Origin of the sequence: Desulfosarcina sp. BuS5 (genome assembly GCF_028752835.1) — a bacterium.
GTDB lineage: Bacteria > Desulfobacterota > Desulfobacteria > Desulfobacterales > BuS5 > BuS5.
Window position 1 is genome coordinate 2,614,126 of record NZ_CP087952.1, and the last position, 16,573, is coordinate 2,630,698.

A 16,573-nucleotide genomic window follows, 5' to 3' on the forward strand; every position below is an offset into this window, starting at 1 on the left:
CTCAACTTTTGGCCCTATCATGAGTGCGATTAATATCTTGGCACATTGTTGGGGTCATGAAATGCAGCATTAAAATTATCTTCCCCAACCAAATCCCGGCATTCTTTGCACTCCTGCCATATCCCTGAATGGCTGTTATTGTACTGAAAATGACAGAGACTCTCGTGCTCGTGATGATATTGGCAATAATCTCCACCTTTTATAGATGCAAAAGAAGTGTCACAGCAAATCCATTGGTCACAACATTTTGTTTTTATTAAAGGAACAGAATCGTTTCCACAAAAGCTACAATGTTTGCCAGGGATTATTTTTGCTTGCAATCTATCATATGTCATTCAGGCACCTTCAATATTTTCAGTAAAATTTGCGTAGACCATAACAAAATGCCGTCAATAATTCAAAATTGCTGATTGAAAAAAATTATTATTCCCTATATATTCAAATATTTTAACCAAAAAGATGGTTATTGCTATGAGTAAAGTTTCAAAATTAAAAAAAGTAGAACTGCCTGGAAAGACAAAGCAGTTGATCGTACTCGTATAATTAAGTATCAGAAAGCTGAGCTGAAACGTACTAAAAATGAACGAAATAAATACAAGTCTGAACTCCGGAAAAATAGACAAGAATTAGAACAAGAACGTAAAAAGAACACATTGTCGGTTAATAGTAAGGAGGAATTGATTTTTATTTCTTTACGCCTATTTTTGGTCGGACACGTTGGATTCAGAGCAATATCAAGGATGTTTGGCATTTTACAAGCATACCTTGGGATAACCAAAACACCGTGCCCTCAAACGATCATTAACTGGGTCACCAGATATTCACTATCAAAAATCTGGAACTATAAAGGGCTTTCTTCTGTTTCTTTTGATATGGATAAGATTGTAAATGGTGCTATTTGGATGATAGATACCTCAATAGCATTGGGAGCTGATAAAATTCTTGCTATTTTGGAGCTTAGAACTGATCATTTTAAAAATCATGAAGGTGCTCCAACTCTTGAAAACATCAATTGTGTAGCAATTTCAGTGGCGAAATCATGGACTGGAGAATCCATTGCAAATTTTTTACAAAAGGTGATTCTCATCACCGGAAAACCTGCTGCATATTTGAAAGACGGAGGAATGGACCTCATGAAAGGTGTCAGACTCCTAAATGAAAGAGGATTTTCAAGTTTCTCCATTGATGATATTTCTCATGTTGTTGCCAATCTATTAAAAAAAGAATATACAAAACATCCTTCGTATGACTGTTTTATCTCTGCTTGCGGACAAGCCTCAAAAAAATTTAAGCAAACAGTACTTGCATTTTTTGCACCCCCAAAGGTTTCGACAAAAGCTCGATTCATGAATATTCATCGAATGGTGAAATGGGCTGAAATGGTTCTTAAGCACTCACCACGGGGGCGAGTTTCAAAGGACTCTGTAGTTTCAAAACTTAGGAATTATCTTGGTAAACTTCCTGAATATAAACAGTTTATCAAGCGATTTCTTCGTGATGCATCTCCTCTTTTAAAAAGCCAGGAAATTCTTAAAGCTCAAGGCTTGAATATGAAAACCTACAAAGAGTGCAAAGAACTTTTAAAAAATATCCCTCAAAGCTCTCAAGTACGTATCGGTTTTATTACCTGGATGGAAAAACAATTAATAGTCGCTGAATCATTGGGCATGGGCAATACTGGAATGCCTATTTGTTCTGATAATATTGAATCCCTGTTTGGACTTGGTAAAACACATGGTACAGGAGAAGTAAAAGATGCAAACCGAATTGCACTTCGTTTACCGGCTTTTTGCGGATCTGTGAATAGAGAATCCGTTCGGATGGCAATGGGCGTTACAGTAAAGGAACAACAGGAAGTTGAAAATAAGTTGTTGTCTTTAACTCGGCAGCGCCGAAAAATTTTACCAACCCCCGGAAGCCTTACAGATAGTTTGTCAACTGAGTTTGACTGTGGTTTAACTCTTCTACCGGTGCCAAAAAATGATGAAAAATCAAAAGATGTAACTGATATTACAGCAAATTTTGAACAATTAGGTGGGCCCGTAAATAAGTTTACAAAACAACCTTATGCGCCCAATAATGCCGAATATAATAACCGTGCCGCAGCTTAATAAGCATTTGTTTAACCACATTCAAATATAAATAATGGGTATTATCAACATGTTAATGCTTTGTTTATAAATGGAGCAAATTGACATACATAACTTATATTCTGAAGGGGGGGGCCAAATCCTGAGCAAGCTAATTATGGGGATTTAGACACCCCAATCTTATTGTCTTTTGTTTTTTTGTATTTTTCATATCTCATAGAGTTGGGTTACGGGCAAATCCCGCCTTAGTAGATACAAGCATCTAATATCGATAGCACATTTGACAGCAATTCATCTGGGGCACGTTCGATGCGCTTCGCTCGACGAGTACGGAAATCGACCGACTTGACCTGCTCAACCATGATGACTCCTGTCAGGTTGCTGTTTTCCGGAATAGGCACGTGGAAGGAAAACCCGCGTTCTGTGTTCGTTAGGGGACACAGAATGGCCAGGCCAGCGCTACTGTTGAACAAGTCTTTGCTTACAACCAGAAAAGTATAGCCACTACAGGCCTATCGGTCAACAGGTGTTTTAGGACAACAGCAATTCTAATTATGGAATTTTTTATGATTTTTCATGGGAATATTCGCTATTTTTAGCATCCTTCATTCTCAGTTTACATTTATTTTGTATAAAAAATTAAATTTTACCGCCGAGAACGCAAAAAACGCAGAGAAAACTACTTGATTTTTAATGTAATATCTCAGCGTTCTCAGCGAACTCTGCGGTAAAATACTGATTCTGACATTAAAAAAAAGTGTTAACTACTTTTGGGCATTAATGAAAGATGCCCTATTTTTTAACATTGTTTTTGCCAGTTTTGCCTGTTTTTATGGTAAGAAAATGCTCATAGGTAGCCATGATTAGAATTGCTGTACTTACACCTGATCAAATAAGCAACCTTGATCTTTATCCTGGTAAAGAAGTCATTCTTAAGTTTCACTCAAATGATTTTGAATGGTTTTAAGCATTAGTATCACAATCTATAGTAACCCCTGATCAATTTAAAAAGCTGAAGATATTTGACTTGCATCACTATGCACAGCACTGTAAAATATCTGGAAAGGAAACACATTGTAATTATATGGATAATAATAAACTTTTAAAATTATTTATTGAAGCCGGCAAATTAAAACGGATTAAAAGAACCGGATGGGCAATGAAAAATATTCCATGTCCGGAATCTGTTGCGGATCATTCTTTTCGCACATCTTTTATTGCTTTAATTTTAGGAACAATGCTTGAACTCAATGTAGAGAAATTATTAAAAATGAGTTTATTGCACGATTTACCAGAAATAATAACCGGAGACATAACACCTCATTGCGGTATTCCTGTTACTGAAAAGTACGAAAAAGAAAAAATCGCAATAAAAAAATTTAACGATATTTTTCCTGATAACAACTCAAGTATAGTCGATCTTTGGGAAGAATATGAAAGCAGAAATAGTCCAGAGGCCAGGTTGTTAAAAAATATTGATAAACTGGAAATGGCTATACAGGCTTTTGAATACCAAAAACAATATCCGGAAATTGATTTGGAGGAATTTATTAATAACGCAAAAATGAATATAAATAATCCTACCATACTTTCAATTTTTAAAGCGTTAACCCGGCAAATAACAGGGCAGCGATTTTCAAGCCCTGGTTTTGACTGCTGCCAATAGTTTTTTTCAGGTAAGGAACGTGAACAAAAAGCCGGACACTACGTACCTGGATCTTTACTGCTTTTCATCTTCAGGGAGAAAGCAAGGAGCGGTCTATTTTTTTTAGAGTGGTGACGGCTAATAGAATGCAACAGGACGGTAAAAAATAAATATATGCCTTCAAACGTACTTATAAGCACCCATTTTATGAGCAAATCCTATGGGGCACAGCCCTTGTTTACCGATATTTCTCTAAAGGTTTTAGAGAATGAGCGCCTGGGATTGATAGGTCCCAATGGCGCCGGGAAATCCACGTTATTGAAAATACTTGCGAATATGGAGCCTGCCGATTCAGGAGAGATTTCGCGAAAAAGAAACACAAACATGATTTACCTCCCGCAGGAGGACGTTCTAGACTCGGATAAAACCATAGAGGAAACCCTGTTCCACGCCATTCCCAAAGAGCTTGAGGCATGGCAAGTCAGTAAGCGACGCCAGAAAATCATTAGCCTCATTGAAATTGATAACACTAATCAAAAGGTAAAAACACTCTCCGGCGGTTTGCGCAAAAGGCTGGCCATTGGTCAAGCCCTTTTTCAAAAACCGGATTTACTCCTCATGGATGAGCCTACCAATCATCTGGATCTGGAGGGTATTTTGTGGTTGGAGAAAATTTTAAAAGATGCCGCCTTTGCTTTTGTACTGGTGAGCCACGATCGGTTCTTTCTGGAAAATACGACAAACCGTATTGTTGAACTGAATCGGCGGTATCCTGGGGGATTCATCAAAGTGGAGGGAAATTACAACGAATTTGCTGAAAAACGGGAGAAGTATATCCAGGAACAGGCAAAACAGGAAACCGTCCTTTCCAACAAAGTCCACCGTGAGATAGAATGGCTCCGTCGCGGTCCCAAGGCGAGAACATCAAAGGCGCGATATCGAATCGACAAGGCTTACCGGCTGGAGGAAAATCTTGAGACGATTAAGGGGCGTAACGCCCATAACAGGAGCGTTGATATCGCCTTTGAGAGCACCCACCGAAAAACTAAGAAACTATTGGATGCAAAAAAACTGAGAAAAAGCCTGGGTGGAAAACTCCTTTTTGACAATTTAAGCTTGCAACTCACACCAGGCAGGGGCATCGGGGTAATGGGACGTAATGGAACGGGGAAAAGTAGTCTCATTCATATTCTTAATGGTAAGCTGGCTCCCGAAGCCGGTTCTGTTAAAACGGCGGATGGTTTAAAGATCGTGACTTTTGATCAAAAAAGGGAGCTAAAGGACGGGAGCCGGACCTTGCGGCAAGTCCTGTCCCCGGAAGGAGACACGGTCATATATCAGGGGCGTCCTTTTCACGTGACCGTTTGGGCAAAGCGATTCCTCTTTAAAACAGAGCAATTGGACATGCCGGTTGCCGGGCTCTCCGGTGGAGAAAAGGCCCGGGTTTTTATAGCGAACTTGATGTTGCAACCGGCGGATATTCTCCTGTTAGACGAGCCCACCAACGATTTGGATATCCCCACGCTTGAGGTACTCGAAGATAGTCTGGAGGAATTCCCCGGCGCCATAGTCCTCATTACGCATGATCGGTTCCTCATGGAGCGTATTTGTGATCTTTTGCTTTACTTGGACGGGAATGGCAGTGCGGAATATTTTGCGGATTATGACCAATGGCTTCAATACAGGAAGATCAGGCTGTCCGCCAAACCTAACGCCGGGGAAACATCAAAAAGCCCCCCTGATAATAAGCCCCATAAGCTGGCCTACGAAGAGCGTAAGGAGCTAAACCGGATTGAAAGACAGATAGAAAAGGCAGAAGTAATTGCGGATAACTTAAAACAGCAGCTTCATGATCCTGACATCATGTGTGATGCCGATCGATTGGCGAAAATATATACCGAACATCAAAAAGCACAAAAGAAATTTGAGCATCTATATCAACGTTGGGAAGAATTAGAGTCAAGGAGTAACGGTATGGAATCTTAGTACCTTCTAATCCACTAACTATTTTTTAGGAGATTAAATTTTATGACGATCAAACATGATGGGGCGTAAACAGAAATAGTTCCAACAAAGCAAGTGTTAAATTGGGAATGGAGTCAGCATTGGAATCGGGTCAACTTACAGCATTGATTGCAAATGATTCCAGGAGGCGTAGCCGCCTGGAACCATTTGCAATCAGCCGCGCGGCTTTTTGCGTCGGCTGAATTTGCCTTGTTCGCCCTTTTATCTTGCTTTTAGGTAATTCTTTTAAGTCCCGATAGTAATTTTCATAAGGTCCAATCATTATTAATTCGAGATCATCCCCTATATAACGATAAGAGAGCAAATACTGGATGGTTTTTATCTTGAACTTATGAACAAATACTCCACGGAGTATCACCTTTTTTTTCAACGCCAATAGATGGATTTTCGGCAATCTTTATCACTTGTTTGTTCAGCAATTTTTTTTCTTGCTCGATAAATTTTCTAACTTTTCGTTCAAATGATCGGGACTGAATAATTTTCATTGGCGATTACCCAAATTTGTACTCTGATGATTCACCCTGTTCCAGCTCTGCAATACCGATAAGGATATCTTTAATCAGGCTATAGGTTAAATCGGAATTTTCTTCAGCACACTTACCAATCCTCGCCCAATGCTCAATCTGACCAGTTAACGATCTCTTATCAATTTTAGAAAATATTTTTGCGTCCCGCACCAAATCGTCGGTAATTCTAACTGCGGTTGTCATTATTATTACCTCCTTTGGTCTAAATCAAACTTTAAGTAACGGTACCATAAAAAAGTTGCAGTACGCAACAAATAATTGCAATATGATTCTTGGCGGGTTTTATGAAGGCGAACGCCGGGTGGTAATCCGGAGACACCTTACTTAAACAAAGGATGTATTAAATCCGGCCATTGGGGAGGCGCACCAACGGTACACCCGGTGGATAAATTTTCGGGAAGTCCAGGCCAAAGAAAGAAAAAGAAGCCCCCAAAGACCACCCCACACAATACGAGGATAAAGCCAACCAGGAGTTAAAGATGAGGAAATTGAGACACCAAATGACGAAGTAATACCCAAGTCTCCAAAGAGCCAAACTGCAATGCTATTTACCAATGCACCCAAGCAACCTGCTGCAAAGAAAATTAATATTTTTTTCATATTGGAATTCCGATTAATATTGTAAGGTTACGGAATGTAAATGATCATTAGGCATCAAACAAAACAGGTTAAAATACGGAAGAGATAACCCTTCTGACAGATGACAAACGACGATATAGGAAGATTTTATTTGAAATATGCCATGAACTTTATAGTTCACTTTGCCACCAGGGAGGTGCCTGCAGTCAGTTTAGGAGTGATAAAAAGCGCTCTTGCCTCCGAAAAACTTTTCAGCGTACAAGTAGCTTGGAAATCTGAGAGATGAATTCTCAGATCAAACGGGTAAAGATCTAATAAATCTGTTTGTTGTGAAAGGAATTCATAAGCCTTGCCAATAAAACCATTAAACTTCACATTTTATCCCTTCACCAAAATCTTTAAGTGAAAAGTTATAAAAAACATGGTGGCCGTCATAATCGAGAACCCGCAAATCATCGTTCTGTTTTAAGTCACCCATAACCACATCATATTGTTTACCATATTTTTCCTTAACCATCTCAATGGGTAGTTCATAGACAATAAATTTTTTAATCCCTTTCAAGACAAACCTATCCACAAGATTTGGGTCTGATAAAGAATCAAAGGATGTTAAAACAAGAATCGGACCTGTGCCTGTAAAAAAAACCCCTGCTTTCATAATGTACCTCCTTTTTTTGGATATGCTAAATTAGTAAAAGCTGTTATATGAATCCCTTTCACGCATCATAACCCTAATGTATTAGACTTTAGCCCCCTATCTAAAATCATTTTTTTATTTAAAACTCATGTTTAACATTGTAATGCATTTTATGTTTGGAACAATTAATTGAAAAGTTACCCAAAAAGAGTATCAATGAGGAAATGAAACCGTATTTTTAACTAACAAAAAACGGATTAAAAAGAAGATTAAAAATATTTTGTAATTAATATTAATCACTGCCGGATACCCTGTCAAGCAAAAAAAACAGTATCTCTTTTTCACCTGATCATATCCCTTAAGAAATGGGGACGAAATAACTTTCCCAACCATAAAACACCCAAAAAAATATAAAAAAATTTTGATATTCCCAGGGGCAACCCCACGTGGTTGCCCAATATTTCGTGGTCAATTTGTAATCGAACAGACACAGTGGCATCTCCCTATGATTCCTTATAATGAAGAAATCGAATTAAAATTGACCTTTTCCGGGTAGTATGATAAAATTAAATATTAAAATAAAAATTGATCTTGATTTTTTGTTCACTTTTATACCTGATTTGCGCAAAGACGCTTATTATCGTTTTTGAAATATGTGTCGGGTTGCGCTGTTTTTTATAGTGTCTGAACGAAGGGAACTTACAGAAAATAATCTACGCATCCTGCTTGCCCTTTTGTCCGTCTTCTACGTTGCGGTAACAGTTGTATAGTTCACTATGCAACTGTTACCACGCCTTGAAGACGAACAAAAAATCTGCACGATATGCGTAGATTATTTCCTTCCAGTTCCCTAAAACTGTTACTTTTCCTAATTTTTGCGTCCAGCTTAAGAGTTAATTTTCAAAATACTTTATGTATTCATCCGGTTAAACCTGATTTAAAATTTGGTAGCCGTCCTTGAACTTGAAAAAAATTATCTGCTTTTCCTTCGGGCGCTAATTAATTGTTGTTGTATTATTGTTTACCTTGGAGGTTGATATGTTTAAAATTGTGGAACGGGAAGAAATGACGGGAGGCACGGTCATACGGAATGAAATTAATGCTCCTTTGATAGCGCGCAAAGCTAAGCCCGGTCAGTTTGTTATACTGAAGGCAAATGAAACTGGTGAACGTATTCCATTGACAATGGCTGACACTGACCCGGAAAAAGGCACAATAACTATAATCTATATGGTTGTTGGTAAATCTACAGCTCTTTTCAGGGAATTGAAGGTGGGGGATGCTTACCAGGATATTATAGGACCCCTCGGCGCTCCGACACATATTGAAAAGTTTGGTAAGGTAGTTTGCGTAGGCGGTGGGACAGGCATTGCCGTCCTGCATCCGATTACCCGAGCGCTCAAGGAGGCAGGGAATGATGTTACCTGTATTATAGGTGCCAGAAGCAAGGACATCCTGATAATGGAAGATAAGATGAAAAACGCTTCCCATGATTTAAGAATATGTACAGATGACGGTTCGTACGGGCATCATGGTTTTGTAACAGATGTTTTAAAGGAAATTCTGGAAAAGGGTGATATCAAGCTTGTAGTTGCAATAGGCCCTGTGCCTATGATGAAATTTGTATCCAAAATGACTAAAGAGTACAACGTCAAAACAATGGTAAGCCTAAATCCGATTATGGTTGACGGAACCGGAATGTGCGGCTGTTGCCGTGTATCGGTTGGCGGCCAGACAAAATTTGCTTGTGTCGACGGCCCGGAATTTGATGGCCACGAGGTCGATTATGACGAACTGATGCTTCGTTTACTGGCATACCAGGAGGATGAAAAGAGAAGCCTTGAGGAGAGTGGTTTGCGGTTATAAAAATATAGATAGTTAATATCAAAATTTTATTATGTATAATCCGGTTTTTCTCCATATCTAATTAATGATATATGAATGATATGTAAAAAAGCTGGTTTTTGCGGGGGGATAATATGGCCAAAAAAGAAAAAATACCTAGGCAGATAATGCCTGAACAGGCGCCGGATATAAGAGCAAAAAATTTCGTGGAAGTTCCGCTGGGATTAACACCTGAGGCGGCTATCAAGGAAGCGCAAAGGTGTATGCAATGTAAAAAGCCGGCCTGTGTTGAGGGGTGTCCGGTTGGAGTCGATATCCCGGGTTTTATCAAATTGGTAGCAGAAGAAAAATTTGTCGAATCCATCAGGAAAATATGGGAAAAGAACGCCCTGCCCGCAGTCTGCGGCAGGGTCTGCCCCCAGGAATTACAGTGTGAGGGAAAATGTATCGTCGGCAAAAAGGGTGATCCGGTTGCCATTGGAAATCTTGAAAGATTTGTTGCTGATAAAGAAAGGATCAGTGGAAGTGGAGAGCTTCCGCCAAAGGCAGCGCCTACCGGCAAAAAGGTGGCGGTTGTCGGTTCCGGCCCGTCCGGCCTGACTGTTGCGGGGGATCTTATACTTAAGGGCCATCAGGTTACTGTTTTCGAAGCTTTTCATAAGCCCGGCGGTGTGCTTGTATACGGAATTCCCGAATTCAGGCTTCCCAAGGATATTGTTTTTTCAGAAGTAGCATCTTTGGAAAAACTCGGTGTAACAGTTGACTGTAATGCCGTGGTGGGGCGTACCGTAAGTATAGACGAACTTTTTGAAGAAGGATATGATGCGGTATATCTAGGTGTAGGCGCCGGTTTACCTAGATTTTTAAATGTTCCGGGTGAAAACCTTGTCGGTATTTTTTCGGCAAATGAATATCTGACAAGATCAAATCTTATGAAAGCATATCTTTTCCCGGAATACGATACTCCGATAATCAGGGGTAAAAACGTGATAACACTCGGAGCCGGAAATGTGGCTATGGATTCGGCCAGAACAGCATTACGCCTGGGTGCGAAGAAATCCAGAATTGTATATCGACGCTCAAGGGATGAAGTGCCTGCCAGAGGCGCTGAGGTACACCATGCGGAAGAGGAAGGGGTTGAATTCTTTTTTCTCACCAGTCCTGTGGAATTCAAAGGCAACGAGCAAGGCCGTGTTACCAACATGGTGGGCCTGAAGATGGAGTTGGGAGAACCTGATGATTCAGGACGACGTCGGCCGGTCCCCATAGAAGGCTCTGAATTTGAGCTGGATTGTGATCTGGCGATTGTTGCTGTAGGCGCAGGCCCCAACCCGCTGCTTACACAAACTACAGAAGGTCTTGCTTTAAACCGTTGGGATTATATCCTTGCGGATGAAGCAACCGGAAAAACCAGCAAAAAAGGTGTCTGGGCCGGTGGTGATATAGTAACAGGTTCAGCAACCGTAATTCTGGCAATGGGCGCAGGCAGACTGGCCGCCGATTCGATACATGATTATCTGACATGGGGCTGGTAGAGGAAGAATAGAGATTTCCACCTAAATAATTTTACTGCGGTATCGGTCGTTGGAGTATTACAATACGCCTTTCTCCTTCCGACCTTATACCAAATTTTAAAATTCTGAAAATCTATTCGGCAATTTTATCCGGGTAATCATCGATTTTCGGTAACATTCTGTTTGTTGCCGGAAATCGATTTTTCAAGATACAAAATAGCCTTTTCAATTATTGTGGAAAGGCTATTCCCGGTCCGTTTTTTCTCATTCTCTAAAATAGATTGGGCTTTTCGGCCCAGCATGATCGTATATGACTTTTTACCGAGAGCTTTCTGCTTTTTTCTCCACTTTTCCTGTCTCTCTTTTTCCGACAGTTTCATCCTGCTCCTTTGCAAAACAATGCACTTTTTTTTAACTGAAATCATTAAGAAACCATTAATAAAGCACAAATCGTGCCAAGCAGATCAAAACAGGTAGTAACTGAATAGATCAGGATCGGCTATAATTACAGCGGCAGAAAAGATTATAATGATATCATTTTCTATTTACGCCAGAATTCGGGAACAAGAAGTATAATAACGGTGAAAATTTCCAGCCGGCCTAAAAGCATGCACCATATAAGCAGCCATTTTCCCAAATATGGTATTTGTGAATAGTTGTCCACAGGCCCCACAAGTCCAAAACCGGGGCCTATGTTTCCTATTGCTGATGCCACAGCCGTAATGGATGTTATCAAATCGACCCCCGTACCTGCAAGGAGCACTGAGCATAGGCCGAAAAGACCTATATAAAGGGCAAGAAACCCGAGGACACTCTTTACAACATCTTCAGAGACGGCCTTACCTCCTATTTTAATGTGCTTGACCGCATGGGGGTGTATCAAGGAGAAGATTTCTTTGTAGCAGTACTTCAGACATAGCATGATCCTCAGACATTTCATACCGCCGCCGGTAGAGCCCGCTGATGCTCCAAGAAACATACAGAGCAGAATGATAACTTGTGACATGGCCGGCCATTTTTCATAATCCGCAGTCGCATATCCGGTGGTGGTAACTATTGAAACCACCTGAAAAGCCCCAAATCTGATTGCTTCTCCTATTTGCTTATATACTGAGCCATATAAATTAAAACTAATTATAATAATAAGAAAAATTACCACGCCAATGAAAAAGCGGCATTCAGAATCACGCCAGTATGCAAGGGGCTTCCCTTTAATCATCTGGTAATGAAGGGAAAAATTAATCCCGGCCAGGAGCATGAATATAACTATTATGGTGTCAAAATATATGCTGTCATAATGTGCGATGGATAAATTTTTTGTGGAAAACCCGCCTGTGGGCATTGTGGTAAAAGTGTGGCATAATGCATTGTAAAGATCCATTTTTCCCATCATAAGCAGAATAACCCCTGCAAGGGAAATAATACCATATACCTTCCATAGAACCATTGCCGTATCGCGTATACGAGGCCTCAGCTTGTCGGGGACAGGACTGGGTACTTCCGCCTTGTATAGCTGCATGCCTCCAACGCCGAGAAATGGTAGGATTGCAATAGAAAGGACTATAATACCCATCCCTCCCAGCCATTGAATAAAGCTTCTCCAGAAAAGGAGACCTTTAGAAATCCCCTCAATGTTTGTCAATATTGAGGATCCGGTTGTTGTAAATCCTGAAACAGATTCAAAAAAAGCGTCAACCCATGAATCGAACCCGCAACTCAAATAAAACGGAAGGGCTCCGAAAAGACCTACAGCCGTCCACCCTATGGCAACAATTGCTATACCTTCACGATGAGATATGGATTCAACGCGCGTATTCCTGAAAAATAAAAAAAGCGCCGATCCGGCACAAACTGTTATCCCGATCGATTTAGCGATTGGGATCAAGCTGTTGTCCTTGTAAAAAAGGCCGCATATGAGAGGAAACAACATCAACAGCCCCAAATAAATAATTAATATGCCGATTGTTTTGGCAATAAAGCGCCAGCGCATCAAAAAAACTCCAGTTTAACAGCCAGAATTTTTTCTATCCTGGGAATTGCCTCTTTTCTGGCAAAAATTATGACCCTGTCTCCCGGTTCAATCAGACTGCTGCCGGAGGGAATGATTATATCATTCCCGTGAATTATGCCTGTAATCAAGGCGCCTTTTGGAAAGGAGATGTCTTTCAAAGGTTTATCTACTATATCGGAAGTCTCCATAGCGACTGCTTCCAGGACTTCGGCCTCATCACCTTTAATCGATATTGCAGAGAGCACTTTACCTCTTCGAATATGTTGCAGAATAGAATTGATTGCTGAAAGCCTCGGATTAACAATCTGTTCCAGGCCTATCATCGACATTAACGGAAAATAACTGAATTTACTTATTTTTGTTATTGTCTTGCTGATTCCCATTTTTCTGGCTAACAAAGAGGTCAGTATATTAGTCTCTTCATCATTTGTAAGGGTTATAACAATATCAATATCCTGAACATTCTCTTCGCGCAGCAGTTCCTGGTCGGAACCGTCGCCATGGAGCACTACTGTTTTGTTGAGTCTGTCTGCCAGCATGCAACAGCGATCCTGATCTTTTTCGATAATTTTAATATAAACCGGCTGCTTTTCCAAATGCCTGGCCAGCCTGAAACCAATACGTCCGCCCCCAACTATTAAGACGCGTTTTACCGGTTCAGTATGCTTCCCGAAGGCGGCAAGGGCTTCCGAAAGTTTTATATCCTCACTTATAAAATATACAGTGTCTCCGGCACGAAGTTTGTCGTTTCCAGTAGGTATTATAAGTTCATCATTCCTTATAATAGCAGCAATAAGGGGAATATATATCCCTGTCCTTGAAAAAATTTCAGATAATTTAAAATTCGCGACCTGTGTACCGTCTTCCACATGAATGCCGACAAATTTAACACGGCCGTCGGCAAATTCACCTATATCGACTGCGCCGGGCAGATTCATAAGCCTGTCTATTGTTTTTACAACCTCTATCTCCGGGTTGATTAGAGTATCTATGTGCGGCGCATGCTTATTGAATGTATCATGAAAATTATCGAAGTCGGCATTTCTCAGTCTGGCCAGTTTTTTTGTTGTGGGAGAAATAATATCGGAAACCAGGCATGCCACCAGATTTGTTTCGTCACTGTTGGTCACGGCAAGAACTATTTCGGCTTCTTTAATGCCTGCCTCTTCAAGAATTACAGGACTGCTGCCTGAACCATGCACGGTTTGAACGTCAATGTTATCAGAGACATGCCGGATAGCTTCCGGATCTGAATCGATCACAACAACATCTTTGTTTTCAAGAGCAAGATGACTGGCTATATGAAAACCGACCTCTCCGGCGCCTACAATAATTATTTTCAAACGAAAAAGACTCCTTTTTTTTACACAAACCCCTTCTGACCGAGAAACAGGAGTATCTCTTGGGCAGATTCGTCGGGTGTAAGATCTGTTGTGTTGATTCTTAATTCCGGTGATTTTGGAATCTCATATGGATCATCCACACCCGTAAAGCCCTTTATAAGCCCGGCCCTTGCTTTGGCATACATCCCCTTTCTGTCCCTTTTTTCACACTCCTCTATTGGCGTGGAAACATGAACCTCAACAAAGCCGCCATATGCTTCAATATTTAATCTTATTTCCGCCCTTGTCGCCTCATAGGGAGCTATAGGCGCACAAATGGCTATACCGCGGTTTTTTGTAATCTCACCCGCCACAAATCCGATCCTGCGAACATTGATATCCCTGTGCTCTTTGGAGAAACTGAGTTCGCTCGACAGATTATGCCTTACTATATCACCGTCCAGCAGGGTAACCGGCCGTTCTCCAATCTCCAGAAAACGGGAATAAATAATTTTGGCAATGGTAGATTTGCCTGATCCTGAAAGACCGGTTAAAAAAACCGTAAAGCCCTGTTTTATCGGTGAGGGATAGGCCTTCTGCAATTCCCGGACAACTTCCGGGAAACTGGCCCATTCCGGTATCTTTTTCCCCTTGCGGATACGTTCCTGGATATCGGAACCCGTAAGAGATATTCTCTGGGTGCCGGCGGTCACCTCATTCACCGGCTGGTATTCATCTTCAAAAGGCAGATATACCATCTCCTCAAAAGGGATCACCTCTATACCGATCTCCGTGCTGTAATCTACGGCAAGCTTGCGGGCTGCGTCATCATCGTAAAAGGATTCCCCCTTGCTATTTAGGCCCGGGCTGGCATGTCCATGCCCAACTATAAAATGAGTACAACCGTAATTTTTTGAAATAATTGCATGCAGAATAGCCTCTTTAGGCCCGGCCATTCTCATTGCCAGCGGAAGCAGACTTAATATAAAAGAATCCGGCGGATAGTGACGCTCCACCTCCCGGTAACATCTTACCCTGGTGTAGTGATCAAAATCACCTGTTTTTGTTATACCGGCGGCAGGTAAAAAGAGCAGATTCGCTTTTGCCTCTCTCATGGCACGTATTGTCATTTCAAACTGAGGCCTGTGAATCGGCTGCCTGGTATGGAATCCGACAACTCTTTGCCAACCTAATTTTTTATATAACCCCCGCACCTCATGCGGGGCCAGTCTAAGCTGCTTGAAATCCGGATGAATGGGAAGACTCAGAACCTCAAGCTTTCCGCCAATGTAAAACTCTCCGGCCTTGTTCAAAATATAGGCCGCGCCGGTATGATTTCCGTCAAGTGTGCCAAAGGATTGCAGCGCCTCCTTTTCACGATCAAGGGGCCATATATCCTCCAGATGCATCACCGCCAGCAGGAAGCCCTCCGTATCCCTGAGCGCAACCGACTGCCCCGCCTCCATGGCATCAGCCTGTAGAGCTGAAATATCCAGACAGATTGGAATAGGCCATAGAACATTGCTCTGCAGCCGCATCCGGTCTAAAACAGATTCATAGTCAGACCGGGTCATAAAACCTTCAAGGGGTGAAAAAGCGCCTGTTGCGAGAAGCTCCAAGTCGCAAAGCTGGCGATGGTTTAAAGTTATGTCAGGCAGGTTCAGTGCGATATCCTGCAACAGCAGGCACCGTTCTTTATCCACAACAAGGTGTGCCAGCCCGCCGCCGTGCGCTTCTAAATCAGGTAGATATTGCATATTGAGTAAATACTGTTCCTTTCTTCTTACTCATTCTTACCTTTTTGGCATAAACGATGAGAAATTTCTGCTTCACGGACGCTGCCCGAACCGACTACTTAGGTCTTACTGCATCTCCACAGGCTTTAACCGTAAAACCCACGGCAAAATTTTTTAAATTGATCGCTGCATTTAGGTCACGGTCTATGATTGAACCGCAGTTGCTGCAACAATACACTCTGTCCGACAGATTTAAATCTATTTTTTTATGGTTACATCTACTGCAAAGTTTTGAAGACGGATAAAATCTGTCAGCTTGAACAATTTTGACCCCGGCAATCAAAGCTTTATATTCAAGTTGACGTTTAAACTCATAAAATCCCATATCCAGAATTGATCCGGCTAATTTATGATTTTTAGACATCCCGTTCACGTTTAGATCTTCAATCCCGATAATGTCGTATTCACAAACCAGATGATTAGTTAGTTTGTGAAGGGCATCTTTACGGATATTACCAATCTTCATATGTAATCGTGACAACTTTAGCTTTGCTTTTTTCCAGTTATTAGACCCTTTGACCTTTCTGGATAATGATTTGTTCAACCGTCTTAATCTATTCAGTAGGGCATTATGCGGCTTCG

The 16,573-nt window shown here is 41.2% G+C and carries 18 protein-coding genes; 5 read left to right on the forward strand and 13 right to left on the reverse strand.

Annotation, left to right across the window (positions count from 1 at the left end):
• Window positions 1–29: 29 nt before the first annotated feature.
• Window positions 30–335, reverse strand: coding sequence for a hypothetical protein (locus BuS5_RS12840; protein WP_274427706.1), 306 nt, complete (start codon window positions 333–335; stop codon window positions 30–32).
• 405 nt (window positions 336–740) lie between these two features.
• Between BuS5_RS12840 and BuS5_RS12845 the strand changes: the two genes are divergently transcribed.
• Window positions 741–2,111 (forward strand): hypothetical protein, encoded by a 1,371-nt coding sequence (locus tag BuS5_RS12845; protein WP_274427715.1) that lies wholly within the window; start codon window positions 741–743, stop codon window positions 2,109–2,111.
• A gap of 224 nt (window positions 2,112–2,335) precedes the next feature.
• On the opposite strand, the gene BuS5_RS20520 is transcribed toward BuS5_RS12845, so the two are convergent.
• Window positions 2,336–2,581 (reverse strand): type II toxin-antitoxin system PemK/MazF family toxin, encoded by a 246-nt coding sequence (locus BuS5_RS20520; protein WP_084446198.1) that lies wholly within the window; start codon window positions 2,579–2,581, stop codon window positions 2,336–2,338.
• Window positions 2,582–3,174: 593 nt separating this feature from the next.
• Here BuS5_RS20520 and BuS5_RS12850 point away from each other — a divergent pair.
• Both BuS5_RS12850 and BuS5_RS12855 read left to right on the forward strand, forming a co-directional pair.
• The gene (locus BuS5_RS12850) at window positions 3,175–3,756 is read left to right on the forward strand and encodes an HD domain-containing protein (RefSeq protein WP_051375051.1); all 582 of its coding nucleotides are present in this window, start codon (window positions 3,175–3,177) and stop codon (window positions 3,754–3,756) included.
• 186 nt (window positions 3,757–3,942) lie between these two features.
• A complete protein-coding gene (locus BuS5_RS12855) occupies window positions 3,943–5,721 on the forward strand; it encodes an ABC-F family ATP-binding cassette domain-containing protein (protein WP_232223103.1) in 1,779 nt (592 codons plus the stop codon).
• 130 nt (window positions 5,722–5,851) lie between these two features.
• Here the strand turns inward: BuS5_RS12855 and BuS5_RS12860 are convergent, their stop codons facing one another.
• From BuS5_RS12860 to BuS5_RS12880, 6 genes are all read right to left on the reverse strand, one after another.
• Window positions 5,852–6,154 carry a type II toxin-antitoxin system RelE/ParE family toxin gene (locus BuS5_RS12860; protein WP_232223104.1) on the reverse strand — a complete coding sequence of 101 codons (303 nt, stop codon included), beginning with the start codon at window positions 6,152–6,154 and terminating at the stop codon, window positions 5,852–5,854.
• Window positions 6,090–6,245 (reverse strand): type II toxin-antitoxin system RelE/ParE family toxin, encoded by a 156-nt coding sequence (locus tag BuS5_RS20525; RefSeq protein WP_369707426.1) that lies wholly within the window; start codon window positions 6,243–6,245, stop codon window positions 6,090–6,092. Before BuS5_RS20525 ends, BuS5_RS12860 begins: the two co-directional genes overlap by 65 nt.
• A 6-nt stretch (window positions 6,246–6,251) precedes the next feature.
• Complete coding sequence (locus BuS5_RS12865; protein ID WP_027354661.1) at window positions 6,252–6,470, reverse strand: TA system antitoxin ParD family protein; 219 nt, start codon at window positions 6,468–6,470, stop codon at window positions 6,252–6,254.
• A gap of 141 nt (window positions 6,471–6,611) precedes the next feature.
• On the reverse strand, window positions 6,612–6,887 hold the full coding sequence (locus BuS5_RS12870) for a hypothetical protein (RefSeq protein ID WP_198012296.1): 276 nt from the start codon (window positions 6,885–6,887) through the stop codon (window positions 6,612–6,614).
• Window positions 6,888–7,043: 156 nt separating this feature from the next.
• Complete coding sequence (locus BuS5_RS12875) at window positions 7,044–7,241, reverse strand: hypothetical protein (protein ID WP_027354662.1); 198 nt, start codon at window positions 7,239–7,241, stop codon at window positions 7,044–7,046.
• Complete coding sequence (locus BuS5_RS12880; protein WP_027354663.1) at window positions 7,231–7,524, reverse strand: hypothetical protein; 294 nt, start codon at window positions 7,522–7,524, stop codon at window positions 7,231–7,233. The genes BuS5_RS12875 and BuS5_RS12880 overlap by 11 nt, the downstream gene beginning before the upstream one ends.
• Before the next feature lie 1,017 nt (window positions 7,525–8,541).
• On the opposite strand from BuS5_RS12880, the gene BuS5_RS12885 reads away from it, so the two are divergent.
• Together BuS5_RS12885 and gltA are read left to right on the forward strand one after the other, a co-directional pair.
• Complete coding sequence (locus tag BuS5_RS12885; RefSeq protein WP_027354664.1) at window positions 8,542–9,369, forward strand: sulfide/dihydroorotate dehydrogenase-like FAD/NAD-binding protein; 828 nt, start codon at window positions 8,542–8,544, stop codon at window positions 9,367–9,369.
• Between the two features lie 113 nt (window positions 9,370–9,482).
• On the forward strand, window positions 9,483–10,883 hold the full coding sequence (gltA, locus tag BuS5_RS12890) for an NADPH-dependent glutamate synthase (protein WP_027354665.1): 1,401 nt from the start codon (window positions 9,483–9,485) through the stop codon (window positions 10,881–10,883).
• Window positions 10,884–11,020: 137 nt separating this feature from the next.
• Here gltA and BuS5_RS12895 read toward each other — a convergent pair whose 3' ends face one another.
• The 5 genes from BuS5_RS12895 to BuS5_RS12915 form a co-directional block, all read right to left on the reverse strand.
• Window positions 11,021–11,242, reverse strand: coding sequence for a hypothetical protein (locus tag BuS5_RS12895; protein WP_027354666.1), 222 nt, complete (start codon window positions 11,240–11,242; stop codon window positions 11,021–11,023).
• A gap of 161 nt (window positions 11,243–11,403) precedes the next feature.
• Window positions 11,404–12,852: a TrkH family potassium uptake protein gene (locus BuS5_RS12900; protein WP_027354667.1), complete on the reverse strand. Its 1,449-nt coding sequence runs from the start codon at window positions 12,850–12,852 to the stop codon at window positions 11,404–11,406.
• Window positions 12,852–14,216, reverse strand: coding sequence for a Trk system potassium transporter TrkA (gene trkA, locus BuS5_RS12905; RefSeq protein ID WP_027354668.1), 1,365 nt, complete (start codon window positions 14,214–14,216; stop codon window positions 12,852–12,854). Before trkA ends, BuS5_RS12900 begins: the two co-directional genes overlap by 1 nt.
• Before the next feature lie 20 nt (window positions 14,217–14,236).
• Window positions 14,237–15,952, reverse strand: coding sequence for a bifunctional sulfate adenylyltransferase/adenylylsulfate kinase (locus BuS5_RS12910; RefSeq protein WP_027354669.1), 1,716 nt, complete (start codon window positions 15,950–15,952; stop codon window positions 14,237–14,239).
• Window positions 15,953–16,046: 94 nt separating this feature from the next.
• Window positions 16,047–16,535, reverse strand: a complete 489-nt coding sequence (locus BuS5_RS12915) for an RNA-guided endonuclease InsQ/TnpB family protein (RefSeq protein WP_274427719.1) — start codon at window positions 16,533–16,535, stop codon at window positions 16,047–16,049.
• Window positions 16,536–16,573 lie beyond the last annotated feature (38 nt).

Excerpts from the sequence above, each read along its gene's own strand:
- BuS5_RS12840 (WP_274427706.1), bottom strand. The coding sequence starts at position 335 with ATGACATATGATAGATTGCAAGCAAAAATAATCCCTGGCAAACATTGT.
- BuS5_RS12845 (WP_274427715.1), top strand. The coding sequence starts at position 741 with ATGTTTGGCATTTTACAAGCATACCTTGGGATAACCAAAACACCGTGC.
- BuS5_RS12850 (WP_051375051.1), top strand. The coding sequence starts at position 3,175 with ATGGATAATAATAAACTTTTAAAATTATTTATTGAAGCCGGCAAATTA.
- BuS5_RS12855 (WP_232223103.1), top strand. The coding sequence starts at position 3,943 with ATGAGCAAATCCTATGGGGCACAGCCCTTGTTTACCGATATTTCTCTA.
- BuS5_RS20525 (WP_369707426.1), bottom strand. The coding sequence starts at position 6,245 with ATGAAAATTATTCAGTCCCGATCATTTGAACGAAAAGTTAGAAAATTT.
- BuS5_RS12865 (WP_027354661.1), bottom strand. The coding sequence starts at position 6,470 with ATGACAACCGCAGTTAGAATTACCGACGATTTGGTGCGGGACGCAAAA.
- BuS5_RS12870 (WP_198012296.1), bottom strand. The coding sequence starts at position 6,887 with ATGAAAAAAATATTAATTTTCTTTGCAGCAGGTTGCTTGGGTGCATTG.
- BuS5_RS12880 (WP_027354663.1), bottom strand. The coding sequence starts at position 7,524 with ATGAAAGCAGGGGTTTTTTTTACAGGCACAGGTCCGATTCTTGTTTTA.
- BuS5_RS12885 (WP_027354664.1), top strand. The coding sequence starts at position 8,542 with ATGTTTAAAATTGTGGAACGGGAAGAAATGACGGGAGGCACGGTCATA.
- gltA (WP_027354665.1), top strand. The coding sequence starts at position 9,483 with ATGGCCAAAAAAGAAAAAATACCTAGGCAGATAATGCCTGAACAGGCG.
- BuS5_RS12895 (WP_027354666.1), bottom strand. The coding sequence starts at position 11,242 with ATGAAACTGTCGGAAAAAGAGAGACAGGAAAAGTGGAGAAAAAAGCAG.
- BuS5_RS12900 (WP_027354667.1), bottom strand. The coding sequence starts at position 12,852 with ATGCGCTGGCGCTTTATTGCCAAAACAATCGGCATATTAATTATTTAT.
- BuS5_RS12910 (WP_027354669.1), bottom strand. The coding sequence starts at position 15,952 with ATGCAATATCTACCTGATTTAGAAGCGCACGGCGGCGGGCTGGCACAC.